Annotated in this window: 14 protein-coding genes and 1 pseudogene; 3 read left to right on the top strand and 12 right to left on the bottom strand. The window is 59.0% G+C overall.

Features of this window, described 5'->3' with window-relative positions; all coding sequences use genetic code 11:
• Positions 1–65 precede the first annotated feature (65 nt).
• Positions 66–500 (bottom strand): annotated as a pseudogene (locus ACFMO5_RS11410) (glutamine synthetase beta-grasp domain-containing protein); the annotation flags it as partial.
• Positions 501–936: 436 nt separating this feature from the next.
• On the opposite strand from ACFMO5_RS11410, the gene ACFMO5_RS11415 reads away from it, so the two are divergent.
• Together ACFMO5_RS11415 and ACFMO5_RS11420 are read left to right on the top strand one after the other, a co-directional pair.
• Positions 937–1,158, top strand: coding sequence for a hypothetical protein (locus ACFMO5_RS11415; protein ID WP_376792876.1), 222 nt, complete (start codon positions 937–939; stop codon positions 1,156–1,158).
• A gap of 47 nt (positions 1,159–1,205) precedes the next feature.
• Positions 1,206–2,132, top strand: a complete 927-nt coding sequence (locus ACFMO5_RS11420) for a hypothetical protein (RefSeq protein WP_376792877.1) — start codon at positions 1,206–1,208, stop codon at positions 2,130–2,132.
• 189 nt (positions 2,133–2,321) lie between these two features.
• Here ACFMO5_RS11420 and ACFMO5_RS11425 read toward each other — a convergent pair whose 3' ends face one another.
• The 8 genes from ACFMO5_RS11425 to ACFMO5_RS11460 all read right to left on the bottom strand — a co-directional run bounded on the left by ACFMO5_RS11425 (position 2,322) and on the right by ACFMO5_RS11460 (position 12,672).
• Positions 2,322–4,415: an ATP-binding protein gene (locus ACFMO5_RS11425; RefSeq protein ID WP_376792878.1), complete on the bottom strand. Its 2,094-nt coding sequence runs from the start codon at positions 4,413–4,415 to the stop codon at positions 2,322–2,324.
• Between the two features lie 297 nt (positions 4,416–4,712).
• Positions 4,713–5,732 (bottom strand): methyltransferase, encoded by a 1,020-nt coding sequence (locus tag ACFMO5_RS11430; RefSeq protein WP_376792879.1) that lies wholly within the window; start codon positions 5,730–5,732, stop codon positions 4,713–4,715.
• Between the two features lie 577 nt (positions 5,733–6,309).
• Positions 6,310–7,095 (bottom strand): alpha/beta fold hydrolase, encoded by a 786-nt coding sequence (locus ACFMO5_RS11435; RefSeq protein WP_376792880.1) that lies wholly within the window; start codon positions 7,093–7,095, stop codon positions 6,310–6,312.
• Between the two features lie 438 nt (positions 7,096–7,533).
• Entirely contained in the window at positions 7,534–8,172 is a 639-nt protein-coding gene (locus ACFMO5_RS11440; protein ID WP_376792881.1) for a transposase family protein, read from the bottom strand.
• Between the two features lie 76 nt (positions 8,173–8,248).
• Entirely contained in the window at positions 8,249–8,452 is a 204-nt protein-coding gene (locus ACFMO5_RS11445) for a hypothetical protein (protein WP_376792882.1), read from the bottom strand.
• 326 nt (positions 8,453–8,778) lie between these two features.
• A complete protein-coding gene (locus ACFMO5_RS11450) occupies positions 8,779–10,362 on the bottom strand; it encodes a hypothetical protein (protein ID WP_376792883.1) in 1,584 nt (527 codons plus the stop codon).
• 165 nt (positions 10,363–10,527) lie between these two features.
• Complete coding sequence (locus ACFMO5_RS11455) at positions 10,528–12,036, bottom strand: pyridoxal phosphate-dependent decarboxylase family protein (protein ID WP_376792884.1); 1,509 nt, start codon at positions 12,034–12,036, stop codon at positions 10,528–10,530.
• A gap of 246 nt (positions 12,037–12,282) precedes the next feature.
• Complete coding sequence (locus tag ACFMO5_RS11460) at positions 12,283–12,672, bottom strand: nuclear transport factor 2 family protein (RefSeq protein ID WP_376792885.1); 390 nt, start codon at positions 12,670–12,672, stop codon at positions 12,283–12,285.
• Positions 12,673–12,988: 316 nt separating this feature from the next.
• On the opposite strand from ACFMO5_RS11460, the gene ACFMO5_RS11465 reads away from it, so the two are divergent.
• Positions 12,989–13,153, top strand: coding sequence for a hypothetical protein (locus ACFMO5_RS11465; protein ID WP_376792886.1), 165 nt, complete (start codon positions 12,989–12,991; stop codon positions 13,151–13,153).
• Positions 13,154–13,180: 27 nt separating this feature from the next.
• On the opposite strand, the gene ACFMO5_RS11470 is transcribed toward ACFMO5_RS11465, so the two are convergent.
• From ACFMO5_RS11470 to ACFMO5_RS11480, 3 genes are all read right to left on the bottom strand, one after another.
• Positions 13,181–13,765 carry a methyltransferase domain-containing protein gene (locus ACFMO5_RS11470; RefSeq protein WP_376792887.1) on the bottom strand — a complete coding sequence of 195 codons (585 nt, stop codon included), beginning with the start codon at positions 13,763–13,765 and terminating at the stop codon, positions 13,181–13,183.
• Positions 13,766–13,965: 200 nt separating this feature from the next.
• Positions 13,966–15,330: an FAD-binding oxidoreductase gene (locus ACFMO5_RS11475; RefSeq protein WP_376792889.1), complete on the bottom strand. Its 1,365-nt coding sequence runs from the start codon at positions 15,328–15,330 to the stop codon at positions 13,966–13,968.
• 373 nt (positions 15,331–15,703) lie between these two features.
• Entirely contained in the window at positions 15,704–16,018 is a 315-nt protein-coding gene (locus tag ACFMO5_RS11480; protein ID WP_376792888.1) for a putative quinol monooxygenase, read from the bottom strand.
• Positions 16,019–16,825 lie beyond the last annotated feature (807 nt).

Raw genomic sequence — 16,825 nt, forward strand, 5'->3', positions numbered from 1 at the left:
CCCGGAGGTGGAGTTCTTTATTTTCGATAGTATCCGGTTCGACCAAGGAGCCCATTATGGGTTCTATAGAACCCATAATGGGCTCCTTGGTCGAACCGGATACTATCGAAAATAAAGAACTCCACCTCCGGGCCCCAGTAACTGACATCCGCGATCCCGGTCCGCTTCAGATAGGCCTCCGCCTTCTGGGCGATGTAACGGGGATCCCGGGTGTAAGGCTCGCGGGTCACCGGGTCGTAGACGTTGCAGACGATGCTGAGGGTGGGCACCTCACAGACCGGGTCGATCACCGCTGTGGTTGGGTCGGGGATCAAGATCATATCGCTCTCATCGATGGACTGGAAGCCCCGGATGCTGGAGCCGTCGAACCCTAACCCCTCCCGGAACGCCTCCTCGGAGAGCTCCGTGATCGGGATGCTGAAATGCTGCCAGGTCCCCAGCAGATCCACGAACTTCAGGTCCACAATGACCACGCCCTGGGCGCGGGCGAACTCGATCACTTCCCGAGGCTTTGTGAGAGGTTTCGGCGCCTTCCCGTTGCTGCGCTCCAGGACTTCGCGGGCGACTTCCGTGAGGGTCTGCCGGGCCATTGTCACCTCCTCGAGGCGCTAAAGAATTCCTTCTCATTGTAAAAAGGGGCACGAACCTTGGCTACGGGCGAAAGAACCGAACGAACGATCCTTTCATTTGTGCAGCATGCACAAAGACCCCGGAACGGGGGCTCAGCTGTTGCCGAGGGGTTGGGAAGGCAGGGGGAGGACCGTAGATTGAAGGGATGAGTGGGGAACCCTAGCTCTTCCAATATGAGGCCATCTGTTTAAAAATATTAACCATTTTAGCTAACATGTTAACCAAATTTGATTAATTATTGATCTTGATCGGTTCAAAAATTTTTTTAAAATAAATATCAACTGTGAAGGTGAAGGGAGATTGATGATGGAGCGACAACAGTGGGAGCATCGGATATGCAACGGGCCATGCGCTCAATCTTACGAGGTGGAGTATTTGGGTGGCGATTTGTGGCGGGTGGAAGGCCTTCTGCAAGCGAGTGTCATCCCCCTGTGCCCACTCTGCTGGTCCCCGTTGATCACCCCTCTAGAGGCGATGGAACTGGAAGAAGCATCCGTCCCACTGGATCGAGAGCTGTGGAAGATATAAGCCAAAGCGCTGGCGCTGGCTCCTAATTCAAATCAAAGGAGGTTTCCATGAAACGGCTCGGTCGGATTTCGTTCGGTCTGATGGTGGCGTTCCTGTTCCTGCTTGGAGCCGGAGCGGTCCTGGCGGTGAGCGGAGCTGGCTACACGACAGTGAATGAGGCGGTGGACGGGCCCAACCACTGCCAGAACGGCAGTCCCAACATCAACTGCAACATCTATGACGGCAAGGAGTTTGTCTGGTTGAACGGCGGGCCGGCGGCCAATGGCCTCGGCCCCGACGGTCGCTACTTCTTCGCGGTCCTGGAGCCGGGCGGACAGCCGAACCCCAACGACGGCGGCGCAAAGAATCTCTCCGATGACTTCGACGCCTTCACCAACCGCACGTTCACCGTGACCAACGGCGAGGTCAGCGCCTATGGCGGGACCCATGATGCGACCATCCCCCTCATCCGGCTCTTCCCCTATGCTGACACCAGCAACCCCGGTGGCGTCTACATCCTGGCGATCTGCTCCCTAGCGAATGGCTACCCGGTTGACCCGCGGGCTTGCAAATACGACGCCTTCAAAGTCAAGAAAGGCGTGGGCAAAGTTCAGGCCTTCCTGAGCGGCAAGAAATATGAAGATGCCCATACCCTCGGGCAGTTCGATGGGGAGAACGGCCTGGCCGGCTGGCAGATCCGGATTCAATGCACCGACGGCACCAGCGCCACCATCACCACGAACGCGAACGGGGACTGGTCCTTCGCCACACCGCTACGCTTCCCGACCGCCGGCACGACGACCTGCACAGTGAGCGAGGTGCAGCAACCGGACTGGCTTCAGACGGGGAACACAGTGGATCAATCCATCGCGACCGGCGGGGCGGTCGTGAGCCTGAGCAACTTTGTCTACACGGTGGTCCTGCCGAACGACCGCGTGAGCACGGTGGACGGCCTGTATTTTGGCAACGTGTGCCGGTTCAACGTGAATCATTAAACCTGGCGCCACCCGAGCGATCGGAAAAGGGGGCGGGCCCATGCGGGCCCCGCCCCCTGGAAGGCAGCGACTTTCCCAACCCCGATTCGGACAAGCGAATATTCCCTTCATGCGGTTCTGCTCGAGGAATGAGTCGGGCGCCAAAGGTGCCCAGCTCGCCCTCAACCTCCCATGAGAAAGCCGACTGCTTTAAGGCGATGCAACCACGCCGATCTCCCATTCCCAGAGCCGCTGGCACAGTCGGGCGATCCCCAGCTTCAGATGGCGGCGATATGTGCTGAAGGGGCGGTTCAGGCGCTCGGCGGCCTGCTCCTGCGTGGGCGCGGGATGCAGGTAGGTAACGTACAGCGCTTGATAGAGCTTCTGATCCCGAGGCGCTATCTCCCAATCCGCCAGCGCCTTCTTCAGAAGGGCCTGGAGGGCTGCGATCCGTTCGCTTAACGAGGCGTTCGGGCCGGACCGGTCGAGCACCAGCCGCGTGTTGAGCAACGGATTCGTTTGCAGGACCTCCGGGCGCCCGAACCCCCGCAAGGCCTCCCGGACTGCCTCGTCGAACTCCGGTCGCCGGAGCACGCGGACCGTGGAGAGGAACTGCTCTGAAGAAGACGAAGAGAACAAAGGCTCAAAGACGATCTCGCGCTCGGCCATCCAGCTCAGCCAGGCAGAGGGAGGCATAACGCGCCAGTCATGGCCATAGACCCCATACCGGCGCCCTCCCACCTCGAAATCCGCCTGAGGGATCCGTTTCATGCCCATATAAGCGAAAACAGGTGCCCAGAAATCCGGCTCCGCGCATGGGAAAAATGAGAACGCCAGCCCACGCGCGCTCAGGTGGTGCTGCACAGCACAAATGAAACAAAGAGTCTGGACATCTGAGACCGCCTGATAGGTCTCCCGGGCCATCCAGAAGCGAAACAGCGTTGCCCGCTCGCCGGGGCGCAGGGGGGCTTCTTGCTCCAAATAGGCCCGGGCGGCTTGCACCGCAGGATCTGGCAAGGAATCCTCCGGCCCGGCCGAATGGAGGGTGATCCGTAACAGGAAGCCCAGCGGCTCGCCGCCCGGAGCCCGTAGGATCACCGCGCCATGGGGTTGATGCGCCAGCCATCCGGCAGCCAGGTCCGCAGAGGCCCGGCCTTCATGGCGCTTCACCATCGCGATGACTGAGAGAAGGTCGCCCTCCTGCAGGCGGTCTACCCCGATGGACCCTGCGGTTTCCCAGCAAAGCAAGGGCCGAAGCGCCGGGTTCATCCGATGCAGATAGAGGCAATCCAGAAGCAACCGGGGCTCCCAGGCGCGGGGGCCGTGGCGCAGGCGCTGGATATAGGCCGAGCGGGCTCGATGATGGAGCGTAACAAACCCTTCCCGGTTGCGCCAGCACAAATCCGCGATAATGACCTCCCGAGCCGTCTCATGCACCACTAAGCCCTGAGGACGAGTTTCCATAAAGGGAAGCTCCTGCAGCCACGCGAAAAGCTCATGGGCCTCACCAGGAGGATCGATGAGGTCGCCTAACAGGTCCTCCGTGAGGGCCCGCACCAGCGCACAGGCCTCCAGGGCAGCCTGATGCATGGGCCCGGGGATCTCTGGAATGAATCGTTGCCGCAGCGCCTGGACAACTTCAGGGGCGTCGTTCGGATGGAAGGGACGATCCGCATGTTGAAGGGCCCAATCCGCCATCAAGCGCAGCGCGAGGGGATGCCCATGGGCGAACGCCAGGATAGAGGCCCTCTGGGCCGGAGGGACGCCCCGACGCGCCAGATAATCTTGGGCCTCCTCACGGTCCAGGTCCCCCAGGGGGGCGATCCGGAGCAGGCCGGACCATGTGGGATCTTCCGGCCATAGCCGCAAGGGGGGATCGCGGCTGGCCAGGAGGAGGAGCAGCGTCTGGGGGAGCCGGGAGAAGAAGACGCCGCGCAACCATGGATCGATCGGCTTCAACCGTTCGTAATGATCGATCAGAAGCACGGCCCGCCGGGAGCTTGAGGTACCGTTCAGCGCTTCATTCAAAAGAGGTTGTAAGGCCTGGAGGAATGGGATGGGATGAGGATCCAACACCCGCGCATCAACATTGAGAACGACAACACCGGCGTCCCGACAGAGGTGGGCGTATTGCTGAAGCAGGGATGTTTTGCCGATCCCCGGAGGCCCGATCACCATCCATGCCTGGAAAGGCCATTCCGGGGCGGCCAGCACTTCCTCGTAGAATGCACTTAACTCCGCTCCCCGCCCCACCCACTCCTGCTGCCGCGCCGCTGCCCACCGCTCCTGCCAGAGGGAGACCATCCTTCCCACCTTTCGCAAGGGTCGGGCTCTGTTCCCCTTCCCTCAGATTGAGCTTCATGATAACCCCAGAAGGTTAGAAAAGGGTAAAGCAATTGATTAAAAATAATGGGTCGTCAAGTCCGTTGGCGGCTCTGAGGATTGCTTCACCGAGTAGTACGGGCGCAGCACCCCAGCCCCACCGGGATTACCGGTTGCGGTAAGGATGACCAAGTTCGTCAGCGCCGCATTGTACAGTCCGCTGCCCTAAGCAAGGCGAGGGTTTTCCCACCAACCGCCTCTGGGGCGTTGACTTGATATTCACGCCTTTACACCCTCCACCACTCCCAGCATCTTGGACGCAGGGTACCACGTCTGCCGGTACGTCCACCCCGCTTCTTCCAGTAGCCCAGCATACTCCTCCGTGGTTCTCTCTCGTCCGGTCGCCATAACAAGCATGTGAATATCCAAAAGCTTGGAAAGATGAGGGGCGTCCGGGCCGGGGACCACGGCTTCCATAATAAAGACCCTCCCGTCCCGGGGTGCTGCCTTGTGAGCGTTGGAGAGAATCTGGATACACTCCTCGTCGTTCCAGTCATGAAGGACGCGCTTCACCATATAGGCGCCTGCCGGGGGTACCTCGCGGAACATGTCCCCGGACATGTAGGTGCACCGATCCCCCACGCCCATCCTGTCAGCCCACAACAGCTCTTTTTGTTCGATCACATTGGGCAGCTCCAGGACTGTCCCCCGTAGGTGAGGGTATTTCACCAAGAGACTACACAGAGTCAAGCCATGGCCGCCGCCTATGTCACAGAGATGGGAGATGCCGGAGAAGTCGTAATTCTCCAGGGCTTCCAGCACCAATGCGTTATCCATGCTGGATAAGCTGCTCATGGCCTCATTGAAAACTTCTCCATGGCTTGGGTTCTGGCTGAGATACTCGAAGAGAGGCCAGCCAAACTCCCTGACAAAGCCGTCCTGCTTCCCCTCTTTGATCAGGTCAGCGAGGTGCCGCCAAGCGAAGTAGCTTAACGAGCCTCCTTCCCAAAGGGTCACGCCTCGCAGTGTTTGCGGGTGGTCCCTGCGCAGCAACTCGCCTATCGGGGTCAGGGAGAAGTTCCCGTTGTTGTCTTCTTTTAATAGTTCCAGAGAGCCCAGGGCCCTCATGAGCCGGTAGAGGAGGCCCGCATCCACGTCCAGCTCTCTAGCCACACGGACGGCGTTCTTAGGGCCGTGAGCTAGAGCATCGAACACACCCAACTTGACTCCCGTATACAGTATTTGGCTGCGCCACATCCCGGAAATCAGCTCCATGAGCTTGGCATTGGCGTCCTCCACCAGGGGTCGCCTCCTTTCCTCACATCAGTGCGAATCATCGTGGTGTTGACACCCCTCCATTTTTACATTCCCAAGCCGGTTTCACCTCTTTTCCAGAAGGAAGATCGGAAACGAATGTGCTCAAGCGTGATATCCGACATTCGAGACAATGCCGACGCTGCGGACAGCCTCTGATGTGGCGGTGCGCCGAGTGTACCTGGCGCTAAGGTATGTTCGACGACAGCATAGGCGCCCTCGGTCGCCGAGCCAGGGATCTTGACCGCTGCGCCAAGCCCCCCGATCTTCGCGGTGCCACCAGCAGTCGATTGATTGCCTTGCTGCATAGCGTACCTTCAAACCTGGAACCACGGATGTGTAGCACCGAATGATCGCTGGGCAGCCAGGTATCCTGGGTCTTCCGGCTGAGCATACAGATGGAACACCGATACGGGAGGATCCACGCTGGCTAGGGCCTGAAGGGAGCTCCCAGCCTTGGCATACGCCGCACCGATCTCGCGGCCGGCGCGGGCCCACATCTCAAAGAGATACGAAAGGTTAGACGGCGTCTTCTGGCGCATGCAACTCTGGTGCCGATTTCCTATCGGACGAACTGCCTTATCACACCAGCAGTCTCGTCGGGCACCTCGAGCATCGGGAAGTGGCTCACCGCCTCTAAACGGCGTACACTGAACCACGAATGTTCCCGCGCAAATGACTCTTGTGCCGCGAAGTACTCGGGCGCGCTGGGTTGCGCATACACGTGGAGCACAGGCACCGCTGGACTAAGCCTGCTCAATGCCTGGAGCGGATTGCCTTCGCGTGCGTACATAGCGGCGATCTCGCGTCCCGCCCGCGCCCACATCTCAAAGCCGTGACTCCCCATCTCAGTTCGAATATGCGCATCCACCGTGGCAGGCGCACCGCTCAGCCACGTGGTAAACAACTGCTCAACGGTCTCACGCCAGCGCATGTTGTCCTGCAAAGCCTGCAATGCCCTGAGAAACGGCGGGGGCGGATCGAGGAGGTACCAGCTGGTAAAAATCATCTTTGGCACACGCTCTCCCAGCCGCCGTTGCAGCTCAATGGCCACCCATCCGCCATGCGATTGAGCGATGGGAATCACGGACTGCGCACCGCTGGCTTGAATGACGGCAAGTGCGTCCGCAAGCAACTCAGCGTAGCCAAAGTCCTGGTCCGGTGCTTGGGACTCGCCGTGTCCGCGCCAGTCCATAACCAGGACACGATGCTGTGCGCTCAAGCGCTCTGCCAAGGGCACGAAGGTTGCGCTATGTACACACCAACCGGGCAGACATAGAAGGGCCGGCTCGCCCTTGCCCCTATCGTCGTAGTAGATGCGTATTCCACCTGAATTCGCGAAAGCCATCGGTTTGTTCTCCTTTCAGCGCTTCATCTGCGCCACGCAGCGCAGCGAAGCGGCGTCAGATCGAATGAGAACTTAGCCAATGGCAGTAGGTTCGTCTGAGGCAGGTTCAGACCCTATCTAGGTTTGCTCTCTTTGCCCTCGTAGTCGCGGCTTAAAAGGGTGTTCGAAGGATCTTGCGCCGCCCAACGGCTAGACCCCCTCGTCCACCCATTTTAATCCACAGGGATGATCATAATCCAGATCAAAAATGGATCAAAGGATGCTCACTTTCTGCTCAATTTCGAGGGGGAGGAGCCTCCTGGCGGGCGATCGATGGGGGCGACCGTTGCTCTGGCCAGGGCGGCTGATCCCAAACCGCTTCTCTTAATCAATAGACATGTTGCACGATAATTTTTTCCCGTAAGGAAGACGGTTTACCCTTACGGGTGGGGGAACGGATTAGGCGATGCTTTCTGCTCTCCGGCACCGTCGGTCCATCCGGAAGTTCATGATCCCCACCACCGCCAGAAACACCGTGTCATCGAGGGAAAGCATATGGCGGAACACCGACGCCAAGATCTGAAAGCGCTTCCGCCAGCCGATCATATGCTCCACCCCCATCCGCATCGAAGCCCGTCCTGGATGGGCCCGCTTCGGATCCGGAAGCAAGGGAGGATTCCGCCGCGCCCGGTGCGGGGTGGCCATGCTCCGGTCCGGGTAGTCGTTTTGAAGTCCATCGCAGCCCGCATCCCCAATCACCGAGATGGATTCGGAGATCGGCGCGATCATCCCCGATTCCACCGTCAGGCTCCAATCGGGTGGGGAGCCGGGCGCCGAGGGGGTCATCGCCCGGATGTGCCCCTCGTTGTCGACCGCGATGATCGTTTTGCAGGTATGAGTCTTTCGGCGCCCCGAGTCATGGGGCTGCTGCGCCTCGGGGTCCTGCGGGCGCTGGATGCGCGGTTCGGTTCCATCAATGATGGCCAGGAGAGCCTCCAGGACTTCCCCAATGCCCCTGGCGTGGGGGCTGAGGCCATCCCAGCGAGGCCACTCCCAGCTTCTGGCGGGCGCTCCACACCCGCCGAGTGTTCCGACCAACCGTGGCCGGGTCCACTCCGAAAAAGAAGGCCAGAGTCTCGGTGTTCCAGCATTGCCGAAGCCAAAGGAGGGTCATTCACAGCTGATGGGGGAGGGGAAGGCGATCTTTTCGCCCGCCGCCGGGCCATCGGCGGCGGGCGGGGCGGCTCAATCGCTCTCGTTCCTGCTGCTGCCAGACGGGTAGAAACCGGGCGAACCGTTCTTCGAACTCATCCAAAGTCAGGCCCGTGAGGGATCGAAACCGCAGGGGCTTCGAACGGAGGATCTCCCACCGAAGCACGGCTGGCCCTCCCCAACGGGCAGTCTTCACTGGAAGGATACCTCAACCTATTTGTGCAACAGGTCTAATATTGACTCCTCCCGCCAAAGCGGTTGTAAGCGCGGCTTGGGTGCAACTGTCTGGCGTTCTATCTCCCACGACACTGCCCGCATGGGCAATTTGAGCTGCGAAGAATGTTGCGAGCAAAACATTCGCAATGGCAAAATAACCCTCAGCAAATAACTCTCTCAGTAGGATTTGTAAGCATCCAACACTGAAGGTGCGGGGCGCCGCGCTTTTTGCGGCGTTCCTCTCCAATGCCTCGTTAGGTGCTTCTGGCAGCATCTTTACCAGTTAAATGGCTTAAGTTCCGGGCCGACGATATGCCCTCCCGCATGGCTCGCGTCATGGAGAAAATGCCCCGCATACCAGATCACCACATCTCTGTCTTCAACAACTTCACCAGTAAGGAATTTATCCAGGTTGGCTTTGGATTTAATGGGATCAGTTGTAAATCCCTGACCATCATCAATTTCAGAGCCGTGGTAGCGCAGAATCCACACATCCCCCACGCCATAGCTACTGGCGGCACCGTCATTGACCCCTGGGATCAACTCGTAACCTTCGCCGGTCACCGTATTCCTAATGCGCCACTTCCGATGGCGGGCGCTGTCCCGCAGACGCCGGATCTCGTACGTTTTTTTATGCCAATTCGTGCCGGCAAACAGCGGCGGATCATTGAACTCCTCGACGACATTGTTCCCAGCGGTGCGGATATCGAAATCCAGTCTCCAATAGGCGTGGTGATGGTGCACCTTGCAAGTGCAAGGGTTATTTACAGCGCTAAAGCCAAAGCGCGGGCGGATGGTGCCATCGGCGTGTAAACGCCACTCGCTGATATAGCGGTACCAGCCGGCCTGCATTTCGCTGACCAAGACTACTTCCTGCCCCTGCACATAGATCGCCACACCACGGAAGTTACCTGCATCCGTTCCAGAATCAAGAATCGTCTGTGCGGGGCTTGAGCAGAGACGAAATCCAGGAATGATATCTGTCCCAACGGCTTGAAAACAGGCTTCCGAATTCTGCCAATCCCGATACGTTGGGCCGCAACCCGCACTGATACCGTCCTGAAAATATTCTACGTTGAGGATCGGCACATGAGCCCGATAAAGCACTCGCTTGCCGCGATAGTTGACATAGCGAAGCTCGATCCCCGAGCCGTTAGTGCCCGATGAGGCAGCTGGCCTTACGGCAGTGAAGGTCCAAAGCACAGTGGAACCTTGGATGACCGTGACTCTCACCTGTCCGCTATTGCCAGTTTGGGGGCAGCCCTCACCAAAAGGGACACCGCACACGTCGCCTGACGGCAAAGCGACTCCGCGCACCTCGCGTAACACCGTCTCGCGAACCATGTTCACGCCGACGATGCGATGCCGGGTCTCCTCGTTTGGGGCGAAGAGACCAATGGCAAGCGTTCGCTCTATGCGACCGTCTGCCAGCTCGGTCTCGATGAGTGGCGGTATAGGGCGGTAGGGCAACAGACGCCGCTCGCAGAGGGCGGAACCGAACTCGGGATCATTCAGCAAGATCTCCGTTGCTGCCTCGAATTCCTCATCGCTCGGCAACGGCTGGAGGCTGGACTCTGTCACCTCTAAAAGTTCCGGTTGGTCGAGTCGACCGTCCACCAAAAGAGTACGATTGTGAGTGTAGTCGTAGATCGTGGCACGATAGAGTTGTGACACTACGGGAAGGCTGGTTTTGTCTTCAGGATCGACCGATTGGAAAGACAGCAATCTGTGTCGCGTTCCCTTCAGGCGCTCCTGAATCAAGGGGTGCTCGAACAAGGCACGCGTGGCAGCGTTGATCGTCGATTGAGTGGGGCACCAGGGAACGACCTTCACACTGAGATTAATATCATTTTCGTTCATGATATGCTCTCCTATACTGACTCACAGATGATTGCGCCTAACGGCCGGGTTCTGCGGCGGCGCGCAGTGCCATCCGCCACAAGCGGCAGCACCGTCGCCTGCATGCAATAGTTAGCCCGCCCTCAGCCATGCAAGAAATCAAGCCCGAGCAGGCGTGCAAGCAGCTTAAGCGGTGTTGCCTTGACTGTGCTGTTCGCGCCAGATCTGCGCCCCGATGCGCTCGACTGCCTCCACCAATCCATCCACATCTGCCAACGTTGTGCGCGGATTGATATAGCACGGGCGAATTGCGAATTCGCCGTTGAGTTCGGTGCCCGATGGAACGTGATGATGCTCGCTATGGAGTCGCGCGAGTATCTCACGATTCAGGTCATTGAGTAGCCGAGTCTTGCCGTCACGCTCGCGCAGTTCAGGCGGCACATAGCGGAAGCAACAGATCGAAAGGGTGACGGGCGCAAGCAATTCCAAAACCGGCGATGCCTGCACCCGTGCGGCCAAGTGCCGCGCAAACCCGTTGTGTCGGGTCACACGGGCGCGCATCCCCTCCGCTCCTATTTCTGCCAGGGCGGCCCACACGGTGACCCCGCGCGACCGCGCTGATTGCTCGATGTTGAAATTGTGAAAGGTGTAGCCTAAGTCATCGAATTGCGAGCCAATCGTTTCGACGCGACGCGTCGCGCCCTCTAAATAGCCAGCAGGCTCCAAGGTGAAAGCACGTCCCAGTAAGCCAGGATCACGCACAAAGGTTGCGCCGCAGCCCAGCGGTACTGCCAGCCATTTGTGCGGATCAACCACAATCGAATCTGCTTCGCTAAAGCCATTAAACAGCGGCGCGATTTCAGGATCCAGAATACCGAATCCACCGTACGCACCGTCTACATGGAGCCAAACTTGCTCTTCGCGGCAAACCTGCACGATTTCGTGCAGTGGATCAATCGCCCCGGTATTCACAGTGCCTGCGCTGGCAATCACGGCAATTGGCGTACAGCCATCCGCTTTGTCTCGGCGAAGTTGCTCACGCAATCGACTAACGTCGAGGCGGAAAAAGTCGTCAGTCGGCAACTGCACCAGCGCACGGCGGCCCAATCCAAGCACTCCTGCGGCACGATGGACTACGTGATGAACTTGATTCGACGCATAAAGGCGTGGTTTCTGAAGCGCACCGAGCCCGTCTCGTGACGCGTCAATCCCGCGCTGCTCACATGCCCATTGTCGCGCCGCACCGAGTGCGATCAGATTGGCGACCGAACCCCCGCTGCTGAATGTGCCCTGATAAGATGGTGAAAGGCTTAGCAATTGTTTAAGCCATTCGAGCGCAAGATTTTCCAGGAAGTTATACGACTGGAGCCACCAACGCTGTGCACCAGCGATGCTCGCGCTAAAAGCCGCTACGGTGGGCACAACCGTCGGCATCGTTGTCACCCATCCAGCAAACCCAGGCGCACCTATACGCAGGCCATGCGGAATCACGATTTCTTTCAAGATCCTCAATGTCGCCTCAGCGCCTATGCCTTGCTGAGGCAATGGCTGATTGAGTGCAGCACTCCATTGTGCGTAGTTACTCGCGGCCAAATCCTGATCTTCGAAGCGCATAAACTGCTCTAAGGCAGGCAGCAGTAGATCCACTGCTTCCTTCAAGCCAGTAGTTACACTCTGATCCGTCGTCGCTTGCATAATGTACTCCTCCCGTCGCACTTTCGATGCCAAAGTAGTTACGACGAGGCGGCCTAACGGCTTGCGCTTCACCTGCGCCGCGAAGCGGCGTCAGGTGCAACTCTCCCTGGCTGGCGCGGCCGGCCTTCCTAACCGAATGAACACGCCGATGGCACGTTCTTAGCAAGCGCGGGTTAGGCAGCGCTGTTCTTCGAGTGGTGACCTCGGGTTAGACCATACCCAGGGCCGGCTCCAGCAGTCACCAACTTAACCTTTGACGTAGGAGAACTTCTCGGCTACCTTCCCATCCCGCACGCGGAAAACATCCACGCCTCGGACGTGTCCGCGCTTGCCATCCTGCTCAACCCAGCGATAGAGCCAGCGAACCACACAGCGGTCTCCACACGCGAAGATCTCCTCGGTTTCGAAAGTTGCATGGGGCGAAGAGCCGAAGAAACGCTCCCAGAAGGCACGGACAGCCGCTTGTCCTTCATATCGCTCGCCATCCGGCGGTGGATAGGTGTTTTCGAACACGCAGTCCTCGGTCATGGCTGCCATTACCGCGTCAACATCATGCCGGTTGATGGCGTTGTTGAAGCGTTGAATCGCTTCAAGCGTGGACTTCGTCAGCATATCGTCATGCAAGTTACCGGACATGGTTTATTTAGCCTCTTTATTCTTGGTTCGTTACCCACCACCCAAGCGTCATGTCCAGGGCGTATGATCACCACGTCCCCCGGACCGAATTCCATCTCGGTGCCGTCATCCATCCGTATTCGTTGACGTCCTGCGAGAAAGATCTTTACGAGGGTGGCACCCGGTATCGTAGCAACCACACCCCAGCAGGGGTCGGTGAGGCCTGCCCCCATAGCCGGGGTGTGGCTAGGCTGATGCGGACGTCCGTATGTCCCTTCCGCCATCCTCTTAGGTGCATGGCAGGTTGCGATTAGGTAGCGGGCTTGAAGAAGCGGAAATGCGCAAGATAGATGGGCAGTTCTCGTTCCGGGAATTGCTCAAAAAGCCAGTCGAGGAACTCGATGCTGAACAGGGGATAGAGTTGCAGGCGTTCTTTGCTCACCGGGTCGCGGGTCAGAATTTGCGCATTGGTGAAGCCGGCGCTCTTCGCTTCGCGGATTAATCCTCTCTCCGAGAGGGCACCGGCCAGTCAGCCCGCAAACGCGGCTTCGCTGTCGAGCACCGCGCGCGGCAGATGTCCGTTCACCACAGAATCGGCGAAAATCAGGCGTCCGCCAGGTTTCAACACACGATAGAATTCGCGAAACGCCTGTCCCTTTTCCGTCGAGAGGTTGATGACGCCGTTCGAGATGATCACGTCCACACTCGCGTCGTCGAGCGGAATTTGCTCCATTTTGCCTTCACGGAACTCGACGTTGGTCATTCCAAGGATGCGTTGATTCGCCCGCGCCCGGGCGAGCATTTCCGGCGTCATATCCAGGCCGATGGCGCGCCCCGTTGGTCCAACCTTTTTCGCCGCGAGGAACGTGTCAATGCCCGCGCCGCTCCCGATGTCCAGCACAACTTCGCCGGGCTGCAAATCCGCGTAGCGGACCGGGTTGCCGAGCCCGAGGGCGTAGGCTGTGACCGATTCGGGCAGCCATGCGATTTCGTCCGGGCTGTATAAACTCTCCGCGACCCTCATCCCCTGCGGGATGACGGCGCCGTAGGATTCGCGGACGATGCGTGCTGCCTCGTCTGCGGAAAATCGAATGCTTTCGAATTCGTCACTCATGGTGTCTCTCCTTATGGTTCGCTCATTTTCAAGGCGGTTTGACAGAATCAACGCAGGGCCTGGTATAGATCTCTGTAGAGAAGCCCAGCAAAGCCAGGATGTGCTGTTGCACCTCACAAAGCGACGTAAGATGACGACGGGTTTGTGGCAAGATCGACGAGCAACACCTCGACGGCAGCTGTTAGGCGCAAGACCTCCTCTCAGGCCGGCTTGATGTTCTGGTTCATCCGGAAGAAGTTCGTCGGGTCGTACTTCTTCTTGAGCTCCACCAGCCGGTTGTATGTTGTACCGTAGGCGAACGCGATGCGATCGGTCTCGTCTTGGGTGAGGAAATTGATGTACGCGCCGCTGCTGGCGAACGGCTGCGACTTGGCGAAAAATTCGCGCGCCCAGGCGATGCAGCGCTGGTCCTCGGCAGCCGACTCCCAGCGACCATGCACGTTCAGCACGTAATTGGCGTCTCGGCTCGAGTAAGCCATCGCCTCGGGCGCTACGCGGCCCGTCTGGCCGCCGATCGTGCCGATGAAAATCTCGCACTGCGACGATGGCAGCTTGCTGGCGTATTCGATGATGGTGTCGATCGCGCCGTCGCTGAGCCGCGAGAAGTTGTGCGACTTCCAGTAATTCCGCGCTCCTTTCGTCAAGAGTGGATCGAAGGCCTGCTGCCAGGCGGTGTACGGCTGCACGCCGATATGCTCTCCGAGCGGCTTGCCGAAGCCCCTCAGCGGCGCAATCAGCTTCTCCCCTTCTTTAGGCTCACCCACGTAGCACAGCGCCAGGACGACGACCTCCTTCCCATGTACTTCCGCGGGAAGGAACGGGAGCGGTGGCGCCTTCCGGGTGACCATCCAGACGGTGAGCTCGTCGGGCATCGCCTCGGTGAACCAGGCGAATTGCGTGATCACGGACTTCGCCTGGTCGAACGGGAAGACGATGAGCCCACTCAGAACATCCGGCCCGACGGGATGGAGTTGGAACTCGAAGCTGGTCACAATACCGAAGTTCCCACCGCCGCCACGCAGCCCCCAGAAGAGGTCCTCATTTTCCGTTTCGCTGGCGCGCACCTGACGGCCGTCCGCCGTCACGACGTCCGCGGAGAGGAGGTTGTCCACGGTCATGCCGTACTTCCGGCTCAGCCAGCCGAAGCCGCCTCCGAGCGTGAGACCGGCTACGCCCGTGGTGGAGTTAATCCCGAGCGGCGTCGCCAGGCCGTGCGCTTGCGCGGCCGCATCGAAGTCGCCGAGGGTGCAGCCAGGCTCGACCATGGCCCGCCGATCCCTCGGGTTCACCTTGACGCCTTTCATCAGCGAGAGGTCGATCATGAGGCCGTCGTCGCAGACGGCATTGCCCGCGATGTTGTGCCCACCCCCTCGGATCGAGACGAGCAGATCGTGCTTGCGCGCGAACTTGACGGCCTGGACGACATCCTCAGGCGACGTGCAGCGGACGATCAACGCGGGCCTGCGGTCGATCATAGCGTTCCAGATCTGGCGTGCCTCGTCGTAGCCTGCGTCGCCAGGAAGAAGCACATCCCCACGGAAGTGCGCTTTGAACTCGTCGATCATTGCTCTTTGTAGCTGCTTCACGTTTGTCTCCTTTGTTTGCGTCTAACGAATTGGCGAATCACCCGCCACAAGCGAGTGGGCAGCTGCATTCGCTTGTTAGGCGGCAGATCGCTCACGGCCCGGCCTCCACCGCCTTCTTGATATTTTCAAGTTCCGCCAACGACTCCTTCCCGATCTCGCGCCCAGCTATCCATTCGAGAACACGCCACAAGCCCTTCATCCTTATGGAGGCAGAAACACTCATGTGGGTCGCTTCGCCTCCGGCTATGGGCTCGAAAATGAACTCTCCCTCGTAGTGAACCAGCCTTCCATGCTTCGCGCGATCCCCCCTAAAGCCTAAAGCGCTACCAAACGGCCCAAGGCATTTTTCACGCTACATGCTGGGCACACGGCTTCCAAAAACGATCTCCCCATCGTGCCATTCGGGGTCACTCTCCAGCAACGCCCTGATCCGCTGGTAACGTGCATCCTGCTCCGGACTCTCCGCATTGGCCATATACGTCGCCCGATCTTGGAAGAGCACAACCATATAGTATTCACGGGGATTGGTGTCCATACGATAGAGATATTCGGCGACGGCCCCCGGTACCCCCAGGACGTCGAAAGCCTGGAGCTCCTGGATCAGCGCGCTCTCCATCCCCGGCTTGACACGCAATCGGGCAATGGTGCCATACATGGTTTGCCTCATCATAGGCCTCCAATAAAACCCCGGATTGCCATTCCGCTCTCTATTTTGATTCACAATGATGATCATAATCCAGACCAGAAATGGATCAAAAGATGCCCATTTTCTGCTCAATTTTGAGGGAGCCTCCTGCGGGCGATCGATGGGGGCTACCGTTGCTCCGGCCGGGCGGCTGATCCCGAGCCACCCACTGGCGTTGAATCGGCAACCCAGCCTTTGCACGATGCCTCCCCTGACCTCCGACATGAGCCGGGCACGAAGGCCCGGACTATCAACAGGCGGGCAGCGCTGTTTGGAAGAGACAGCACGTGAAGCGTTCATTCTGTAGACTGTAGACGCAGAACACCACCAACACGACGACGATCAATACAACAATGAGCACAATAACGATCTTTTTCATCGATCCTGCTTCCTATACACGCGCGCCTTTGCTAAATCGCAATACACAATGCCAATTCCATCGCCTGTGGGGTTAAAGCCTTAAGGAATGGTCCGCGAGCAAAGGCGCAACAGGGGAACGCGATGGGGAATCGCCCCAGTCCGGAGATGATCCCGTTAGGATCAGCCAGGAGTACGATGGATAGAATGGCGAGCGCTGGCATAGGCGGCGGGGAGTCGGTATCGGGGGGAGCGAGATCGGTCCGCAGCGTGGGAACAGAGAAACCGGCGGAGGAATGAGAGGCAGTTCACGGTCGGGTTCGGCTACTCACAGAGGAACCGGAACAACGCCGGCCGCAACCGGGTGTTTTCGTCCTCCCTTGTCGCTCCACTAGGCGGCCCACCGTCCAGCATCAGCGGACGGCGCTGATG

It is taken from the genome of Thermoflexus sp. (assembly GCF_042408365.1).
In the GTDB taxonomy this organism is placed as follows: Bacteria; Chloroflexota; Anaerolineae; order Thermoflexales; family Thermoflexaceae; genus Thermoflexus.

What these genes read in the sequence shown, in the direction of transcription:
- ACFMO5_RS11475 (WP_376792889.1), bottom strand. Translation starts at nt 15,330, where the DNA reads ATGATCGACGAGTTCAAAGCGCACTTCCGTGGGGATGTGCTTCTTCCT.
- ACFMO5_RS11465 (WP_376792886.1), top strand. Translation starts at nt 12,989, where the DNA reads ATGCGCAAGATAGATGGGCAGTTCTCGTTCCGGGAATTGCTCAAAAAG.
- ACFMO5_RS11415 (WP_376792876.1), top strand. Translation starts at nt 937, where the DNA reads ATGGAGCGACAACAGTGGGAGCATCGGATATGCAACGGGCCATGCGCT.
- ACFMO5_RS11450 (WP_376792883.1), bottom strand. Translation starts at nt 10,362, where the DNA reads ATGAACGAAAATGATATTAATCTCAGTGTGAAGGTCGTTCCCTGGTGC.
- ACFMO5_RS11425 (WP_376792878.1), bottom strand. Translation starts at nt 4,415, where the DNA reads ATGGTCTCCCTCTGGCAGGAGCGGTGGGCAGCGGCGCGGCAGCAGGAG.
- ACFMO5_RS11470 (WP_376792887.1), bottom strand. Translation starts at nt 13,765, where the DNA reads ATGAGTGACGAATTCGAAAGCATTCGATTTTCCGCAGACGAGGCAGCA.
- ACFMO5_RS11420 (WP_376792877.1), top strand. Translation starts at nt 1,206, where the DNA reads ATGAAACGGCTCGGTCGGATTTCGTTCGGTCTGATGGTGGCGTTCCTG.
- ACFMO5_RS11435 (WP_376792880.1), bottom strand. Translation starts at nt 7,095, where the DNA reads ATGGCTTTCGCGAATTCAGGTGGAATACGCATCTACTACGACGATAGG.
- ACFMO5_RS11455 (WP_376792884.1), bottom strand. Translation starts at nt 12,036, where the DNA reads ATGCAAGCGACGACGGATCAGAGTGTAACTACTGGCTTGAAGGAAGCA.
- ACFMO5_RS11460 (WP_376792885.1), bottom strand. Translation starts at nt 12,672, where the DNA reads ATGTCCGGTAACTTGCATGACGATATGCTGACGAAGTCCACGCTTGAA.
- ACFMO5_RS11480 (WP_376792888.1), bottom strand. Translation starts at nt 16,018, where the DNA reads ATGAGGCAAACCATGTATGGCACCATTGCCCGATTGCGTGTCAAGCCG.